This is a genomic window from Streptomyces pseudovenezuelae (assembly GCF_001513955.1).
In the GTDB taxonomy this organism is placed as follows: domain Bacteria; phylum Actinomycetota; class Actinomycetes; order Streptomycetales; family Streptomycetaceae; genus Streptomyces; species Streptomyces pseudovenezuelae.
This window is the reverse complement of record NZ_KQ948157.1, coordinates 3,036-9,966: the sequence shown is the minus strand read 5'-3', so window position 1 is coordinate 9,966 and position 6,931 is coordinate 3,036. Positions and strand designations below refer to the sequence as shown.

The following is a 6,931-nucleotide window of genomic DNA, read 5'->3' as shown; positions in this document are numbered from 1 at the left end:
GCGCCCGTGACGCCCGCGGCCTTGAGCACATAGCCGGTCGTGGTTTTCGAGGGAGACAGCGACTTCCAGTAGCCGATTTCGTCGCCCCCGTGCGTTCCCGTTCGGCCTGCGAATAGCTCCGCTTGCGCCTTGGCCACGGGGAGATAGGAGAGGTACCGACCATTCGTGTATCCCTCCCACGCCTTCCATCCCTGCTGCTGCCAGATCTTGTAAGCCTGCGGAAGCGCGAGCCACGGCGCGCACCACTGCAATTCCATATCGCCCGAGGACGGGAAGAACGCAGGCCACGCGGCCCGGCTGATCTGGAACAGACCGAAATGGCCTTTCTTGTAGGTGTTGTAGACGAACGGGTTGCGGCCTGACTCGGCAGCACAGACAGCGGCGGCGGTCGCCCACTGGTCTTTCTTCCAACCGGCGAGAGCAATACCGGCTAGAAGTTCCTGCCACGGGAGGGCGTAGTGAATTCCCGCCCAGTACTTTGTGGAATACGGCCCGTTGTTTCCCCCGGGCGGAATTCCGTACTTGTCATTGGCCACAACCCGCCCCGATCAGACCGCTACGCCGTAGATGGGTGTCGTCGGGAGCTGCTGCACGGTGGACACCTCGTCACCGACCACGCCCTCGGGACCCTGCGCCGGAAGCGGGATCGCGCCGGACGCCTTCTTGGTCACGTTGGACACCTGATCGGCATGCCTGGTCATCCAGGACGCGGCGATGACGGTCGCACCGCCGAGGGTGAACACGGCCGGCGACTTGGTCAGCAGCGCGACCAGGGAGACCCCGCCCGCGGCCACCCACGCGGCCACCCGCTCGGATGCCTGGATGTCCTTGTTCCCGGGCTCCAGGGAGCGGATGTCCGCGGTGGACGGGAGTGCCAGCTGATAGGCGCCGTAGGCCATGACCGAGGTGGCCAGGGCGATACTGATCTCTGCATCGGGCTTCATCTCGTCGCCCTCCTCACTTCTTGGTCTTGACGGGCAGCGAGCCTGATTGCTTGCCCGGGTTCTGGTTGGAGGTGTCCGCGGCCACCGTGATCTTGTACGAGGTGTTCGGCCTCAGGCCGGTGAAGTCGCGGTACGGCTGGTCACTGGCACCCGAGGCGTGGCCGTTGACGTACCACCGGTAGTACTGCGCCCCGGTGACCTTGTTGCACGTCACCCGGAAACTGGTCTTGGTCACGGCGGAGGCTTTCAGCCCGGTCGGTGCGGTGAGCGTGACCGGCTTGGTCTTGGCCGTGTAGACCGAGGACTTCCCGCCCTGCTTCCCCGTGGTACCGACCGGCACGACGTAGAAGCTGTAGCTCTTGTTCGGGGACAGTCCCTTGGCCCAAGCCTTGGTGTCGATGCTGTCCCCGACCGGTTCCGTACCGATGTCGGTGCGGTAGATCCGGTAGAGCAGGGCGCCCGGCACCGCGTCCCACTGGAACCCGATCTGGGTCGAGGTGGTGGTGTCCCACGCGCGCAGGTTCGTCGGGGCCGGCAGCGTGCCGGTGCCGGTGGACGCCTCCTCGATGACCGACCAGGGCCGGTTCTCGGGAGGCTGACCGGACACCGCGATTGCGGCGTTGGCAATGGACGCCTCGGTCTTGTCGAGGGCGTGGCGCGCCAGGAACTCGCCCAGGGCCGCGGTGACCGCGGCCCCGTCGTAGCCCTGGTTCGCCAGCTGCTCGGTGGCGTCCCGCGTCCACTCCGCGTTCGTGTCGACGGTCGAGGTGGTGCCGTCCGTGGTCGTCGATCCGGTGTTGCCGGTGACCGTGGTGGAGCCCCCGGTGGTCGAGGCCCCGTACTCGGAGAGGTCGTCCGAGCTGTAGAGGCCGCTCGACTGACCGCCGTCGCTGCTCGGGTCCGTCTGGCTCGCCTGATACCAGCGCCATGCCACGTACACCCCGGCGAGCCCTGCGGGGATCAGGATGTACCGCTTCTTGACCTTGCCCGCGCCGGGGACGTCCACGGTGCCTTCCAGGAACTCGGGCACGTCAGACCACCCCGTCGACGGGGACGCCGTAGCCGCCCGGGACAGCCGACTCCCCGAGCTCGGTCAGCCACGGGTTCGCCGCCAGCTGCCCCATGCTCGGGGTGTTCGCGTAGGCACCGCCGACCAGCGGGTCCCGCGAGGTGACCGGCGAGGTGCGCCGGTCGTAGGTCTGCGGGGTCTTGTCCTGGTACATCGGGGTGTGGACGAAGTAGTCGGTCTCGAACCCCCAGTGAACGCGGGCACCCCACCGGTTGGTGTAGTTGTCACCGTCCGGGTTGCTGGAGTGGTAGCTGTTCGTTCCGCCGATGAACTTGTCCGCGCCCGCCCCGGACGGCTCCGCCCACATCTCTTTGGGGAAGTCGACCAGCCGCTCAAGGAAGCTGGTGCCGGCCACGCCCACCGGATTGGCGCGCGAGTACGGCTCCGTGTCGTCCCCGGCCGCGTGCGCGCCGGAGTACTGGCCGTGGTAGGGACTGCCCGCGATGGCTCCGCGCGCCGCTGCCGCGTAGGAGGTGTCCACCTGCGCGTTGTGCGGGTCCGAGGTGCTCCAGTTCGGCGCGTACCCGGCAGGGGTGGACCCGGAGCCGATCGGCACCATGGCGGACTCGGGCGCGTTCCACCCAAGACCCGGCTGTCCCGCGGTGATGGCGCGGGACACACCGTCGTCCATGGTCAGACCGGCGTACTCGGTGCCGAGGTCACCCGGGACGGTGATCTCGACCGCACGGAAGTCGGGTACGCCCTCGGGGCCCGATGGCGCCGCGTGCGCGTCATCGGGGCCCCCCGGGTTGATGCTGGGGTCCTGCGGAGCCTTCATCCGCAGGATGTTCCCGCTGTAAGCGGCCACCGCTGGCCCCCTTTCAGCTAAGGGTGCGCTTGGTCCACGCGAGGGCGGCATTGCCGATGGCCATGCCGACCGCGAGACCCGCACCGAAGATCACAGCGTTGCGGAGGTTTGTCGACATGACGTCACCTCCGGGGCGCGGCCATGGCCGTGGCGAGGCTGCCGCGGAACAGGCTGCTGATCGAATCGATGATCTTGGACGTCTGTCGCCCGGGGAGAACCAGCGTGGTGGCCATGCCGATCCCGATGATCCCCATGGCGATCTTCTCCGCCGTGGTCATGGGCTTACCTTTCGTTGAACCAGCGGAGTGCGGACTCCGCGGGGGAAGGGACGGTGCGATCGACGCGCGCGAACACGACCGTGACGAGCGCGAGGTAGGCGACCGCTTTCGCGGCCGGCCCTACCGCCTGCTCCGCGCCCGCGAAGATGACCGCGGCCATGGCCGTGGCAATGGGCACCTTCCAGTCCACGGCGCGGTCGTTGAAGACGGTGCGGTTGGCGAGGGTGATCGCCCCGATGGCCAGGATCGGCCCGGTGGACTCAGCCATCACATCCACCCCCTGTAGCGGCGGAACTCGAAAGATCCGCTGTTCGCCATGAGGTTGTCGATCGTGTCGCGCTGCACGTTGCGCCTCGGGTTCTGCTGCCCGATCCCGTGGGAGCCGTCGGTGCAGACGATCATGTGCTGGCCGTTCACGGCGATGTCCCCCATCTTGGGAGCCGAGACCTTCACCCACTGGCCGGAGCCCAGGTACGCCGTGGTGTTCGACCCCCCGGGCGGGGTGATGCCGATATCGAGCAGCCCCTTGCCCGCGAAGCTGGAGCAGTCACTCGACCTGCGCCCCCACCGGTCTGCCTGGCTGTACGTCTCGCCCGCATGGGTGTTGAGCGCGGCGATGAACGTGAGCGGGGTCTGAAGAGCCTTGGGGACGCCCGTGGTGCGCTTGTAGACCCCGTTCCAGTTCGTCGAGCCGGAGCCGCCCGGCACGTAGTTCGGGTCCAGATCCCCCGAGGCCGTGGTGATCTTCTTGCCCTCGGTCGAGACAGCCGGCGGTGAGCCGGACGTGACGTCCTTGAGGGCCTGGAGCGGGGAGACCCCGCGCAGGGCGGCATACAGGAACACGCCGCCCCCGGCCGCAATGGCCAGATGCATGCTGCTGATTCCAGTGCCGCCCTTGGCCACGGGTCAGGCGCCCTTGAGCTTGGACAGCAGCTTGCCGCCGAGGAAGGTGCCGAGGGCGAAGTACACGACCTTGCCGAGGTCGGGCATGAGCATGTTCATGGGGTGTTCCTCTCCGGGTGCGGAACCTACGGGGCCGTAGGTTTCAGCGACCGCCCGTCAGCTGGCGGGGGTCGTCGTTCACGGGGGACCAGTAGTTCTTCGTGATCCCGAGGGTGTGCGCACCCGAACCGCCGATGGTGCCGATCAGCTGCACCGCCGTGCTGGGGGTGACCGGCTGGTAGCGGAACCCGTTCTCCGCGCCCGGCTGCAGACCGAAGTCGTCGAGCCAGTGCAGGACGAACACACCGTCCGGCTTGGTGTTCGTGGCGGTCGTCGACTCCGCGGTCGCGTTCGTGCCGTAGTCCTCGGACATGAGGTGCTCCCACGTGATCGGGGAGCGGCTGAAGCACTTGACCTTGTCGATCTCCATCTCAAAGAGAGACGGGAAGTCGAGTTCACCCTGCGCGCGCGATCCGGTGTTGTCGCGGAGCTCGAACACCAGGAGGCGCAGCAGACCGCCGAACGTGCTCATCCGCTGGTTGAAGGCGCCCGAGGACAGCTGGATGGTCTCGACGTCGGTGTACAGCAGCGAGCCCACACCGTTCGGGGTGCCCGAGACGCCGTTCCCCTTGTAGTCGCGATTGTCCGAGGTCGCCCAACCGTGCTGCTGCACCTGCACGTTGATGGACGCAGCGGCGGTCGGCGCCACGCTGTACACCGCGGCGCTGGTGTTGAGCGTGAGCTTCAGCTTGAACGTGGCCGAGGCGTTGCGGTTGGGCAGCGAGCCCAGCGCGTCACGGCGCCGCACCTGGATCGGCACGCGCAGCGTGAACCGGTAGGAACCACCGGTGGCGCCGGAGCCCGTGGTCACGGTGAAGACACCGTTCGCCTTGGCGTCGGCGTTGTAGACGAACCCGCCGAACCGGTTGAGGACGTACAGCTTCCAGCCGTCCAGCGGGCCGAGAATCTGCTTACCGCCGATGTCCTCGACGATCACCGACTGCAGCACGTTGAACGGGCCGTCCGCGTTGAACGCGGTGGCCGCGGAGTTGCCCGCCGTGGTGGCCGTGACGCGGATGACCGCGCCGGACAGGTAGCCGTCCACCTGGAACTCATACGGGGTCAGGGCCTGCGTCCCCGTGGTCTGAGTGGCGGTCTGGGTGTAGACCTCACTCTCCAGCGTGCGCGTGCCGGTGACGAACGGGCGGGCCGCAACGACCTGCTGCTGCTGACCCTTCCCGCCCTTGGCCGGAGCCTTGGCCGGAGCCTCGGTCGCGGTCATGCTCATGGGTTGCCTCCTTGGATGCCCGAGGGCGGGCACTTTGTTCAGACATTAAACCTATTCGGTTGCCTCAGGCAACCATTTGGGTAAAGTCAAGGACCGACCACACACATCACGCCCTCCTCCTGGCGGATGTAGAGCCAGTGGTACTTAGGCAGAGCCCGCACCACTGAGACCACCAACTCGGGGTCTACGCCCGCGATTTCGCCGAACCGGTCCTGCGACCGCTTGTCCTTGATGTTCGCGAGGAACAGGTGCTGAGCCTGGTCGTACATCTCCAGGGGCACCATGGCCGGCCGCTGGGTCGCCCCCCACAGACCCGCGCCGATGGACCGGCCCTTGGTCCAGATACGGGTGAGATCCGGCTTCATGTTCATCTCGCGGACCAGGGACACCACCTCGTCATCAAAGATGATGTTGTCGCCCTTGACGTACAGCTGACGGTGCATCCGGTGGAACAGTTCCTCGTGCCGCCGTTCGTCCGCCTCGGGGTCGTTGGTGTGGTGCGGCCACACCACCCACCCGAGAGGCTTCTTGCCCGGGATCTGGGGCGGCGGCGGATAGGTGAGAGTGCGCTTCCATCCCTCGTGCGACCGCAGGAAGTCACCCACCGTCTTGTCACGGGCCTTCATGACCGTGATGTAGCCGGTCAGTTCCTCCGACACCGACACCGCGAGCAGCTCCAGCGCGAGCCTCGTCTTGCCCGATCCGGTCGGCCCGATGAAACTCACGTGCTCCCCGCCGTGGTACTTCCACACGCGGGTGATGAACGTCTTACGGTCGATCAGCTTCACCGACTGCTGCGGCGTAGCCGGGCGCGTCCGTGTCCTCGGTGGCATCCTGATCACCCCCCAACTCCCCCCGGAGCCGGAGTGCTTCGCGCTCCCACCCTTCCGCGGCCTGGAGCACCTCGGCATAGCGCTGCTTCCAGACCAAGACCTGAGCCTCCGACAGGATCAGGGCGTGCTGCGTGCGGCCGGCCCGCTCCACCGCGGCCTGATACGCGACCGCGGCCGGCACCTCCGCCGTGGCGTACTGCATCTCGTCAGACTGCGACATGCTCGCGCGCCTCCTCCTGGTACGCGGCCACGTGCTCGGCCTGGTCCTGCTCGGCCGCACGCTGCTCGGCCTGCGCGGCCAGCTGCTCGCCACGCTGCTTCAGAATCTGCTCGATCTCGGTCCGCGGGCGGGCACCGAACATGGTGGCCATGTGCGCCGGAACCTTGCCGTGGTTGTGGCCGAATTGCATGAACGTCATGAGACCCACACCGAGCAGACCGGACAGCGGACCGACCATCTGAGCTTTCTCGAGCGCCGCGGCGACCTGCGGATACTGGAGCGCGAGATCCGCGATCACCTCGGACCACGGGTTCACCAGCTGGCTCGCGCAGAAGCCGTCCACCGGATCGACGATGCTCAGCACCGCCGCGAGCGGCTGGAGCGTCCCGGCCGTGGTCTCGACGTAGCGGGCCCTGCGGTCAGCCTCGACCTTTCCGGCCGGACTGGCGGGCCGCGCCGCGGACGCCTTCCGGCCACCGCCCGCGTCCTTGCGCTTCTTGCGGAAGCTGCCGTCCTTGTTGAGAGACGGGTTCCCGTCCTTGTCCACCG

11 protein-coding genes are annotated in these 6,931 nt (G+C 67.5%); all 11 read right to left on the bottom strand.

Annotation, left to right across the window (positions count from 1 at the left end; translation table 11 throughout):
• The coding region (locus AQI94_RS41955) for a hypothetical protein (protein ID WP_208611884.1) at nt 1-536 on the bottom strand (536 nt) is incomplete at its 3' end.
• Between the two features lie 12 nt (nt 537-548).
• Nucleotides 549-944: a hypothetical protein gene (locus tag AQI94_RS41950; protein ID WP_030498673.1), complete on the bottom strand. Its 396-nt coding sequence runs from the start codon at nt 942-944 to the stop codon at nt 549-551.
• A 13-nt stretch (nt 945-957) separates the two neighbouring features.
• Nucleotides 958-1,974, bottom strand: a complete 1,017-nt coding sequence (locus AQI94_RS41945) for a fibronectin type III domain-containing protein (protein ID WP_030498674.1) — start codon at nt 1,972-1,974, stop codon at nt 958-960.
• A 1-nt stretch (nt 1,975) separates the two neighbouring features.
• On the bottom strand, nt 1,976-2,821 hold the full coding sequence (locus AQI94_RS41940) for a hypothetical protein (protein ID WP_158806478.1): 846 nt from the start codon (nt 2,819-2,821) through the stop codon (nt 1,976-1,978).
• A 122-nt stretch (nt 2,822-2,943) separates the two neighbouring features.
• A complete protein-coding gene (locus AQI94_RS44910; protein WP_158806480.1) occupies nt 2,944-3,099 on the bottom strand; it encodes a hypothetical protein in 156 nt (51 codons plus the stop codon).
• A gap of 4 nt (nt 3,100-3,103) precedes the next feature.
• A complete protein-coding gene (locus AQI94_RS41935) occupies nt 3,104-3,367 on the bottom strand; it encodes a hypothetical protein (protein WP_030498676.1) in 264 nt (87 codons plus the stop codon).
• A complete protein-coding gene (locus tag AQI94_RS41930; protein ID WP_031059555.1) occupies nt 3,367-3,972 on the bottom strand; it encodes a hypothetical protein in 606 nt (201 codons plus the stop codon). Before AQI94_RS41930 ends, AQI94_RS41935 begins: the two co-directional genes overlap by 1 nt.
• A gap of 172 nt (nt 3,973-4,144) precedes the next feature.
• Nucleotides 4,145-5,329 (bottom strand): hypothetical protein, encoded by a 1,185-nt coding sequence (locus tag AQI94_RS41925; RefSeq protein ID WP_030498677.1) that lies wholly within the window; start codon nt 5,327-5,329, stop codon nt 4,145-4,147.
• Between the two features lie 86 nt (nt 5,330-5,415).
• Nucleotides 5,416-6,117, bottom strand: coding sequence for a hypothetical protein (locus tag AQI94_RS41920; protein ID WP_030498678.1), 702 nt, complete (start codon nt 6,115-6,117; stop codon nt 5,416-5,418).
• Nucleotides 6,098-6,382, bottom strand: a complete 285-nt coding sequence (locus AQI94_RS41915; protein WP_030498679.1) for a hypothetical protein — start codon at nt 6,380-6,382, stop codon at nt 6,098-6,100. The genes AQI94_RS41920 and AQI94_RS41915 overlap by 20 nt, the downstream gene beginning before the upstream one ends.
• A partial coding sequence (locus AQI94_RS41910) for a hypothetical protein (protein WP_208611883.1) occupies nt 6,369-6,931 on the bottom strand: 563 nt, incomplete at its 5' end. The genes AQI94_RS41915 and AQI94_RS41910, both read right to left, overlap by 14 nt.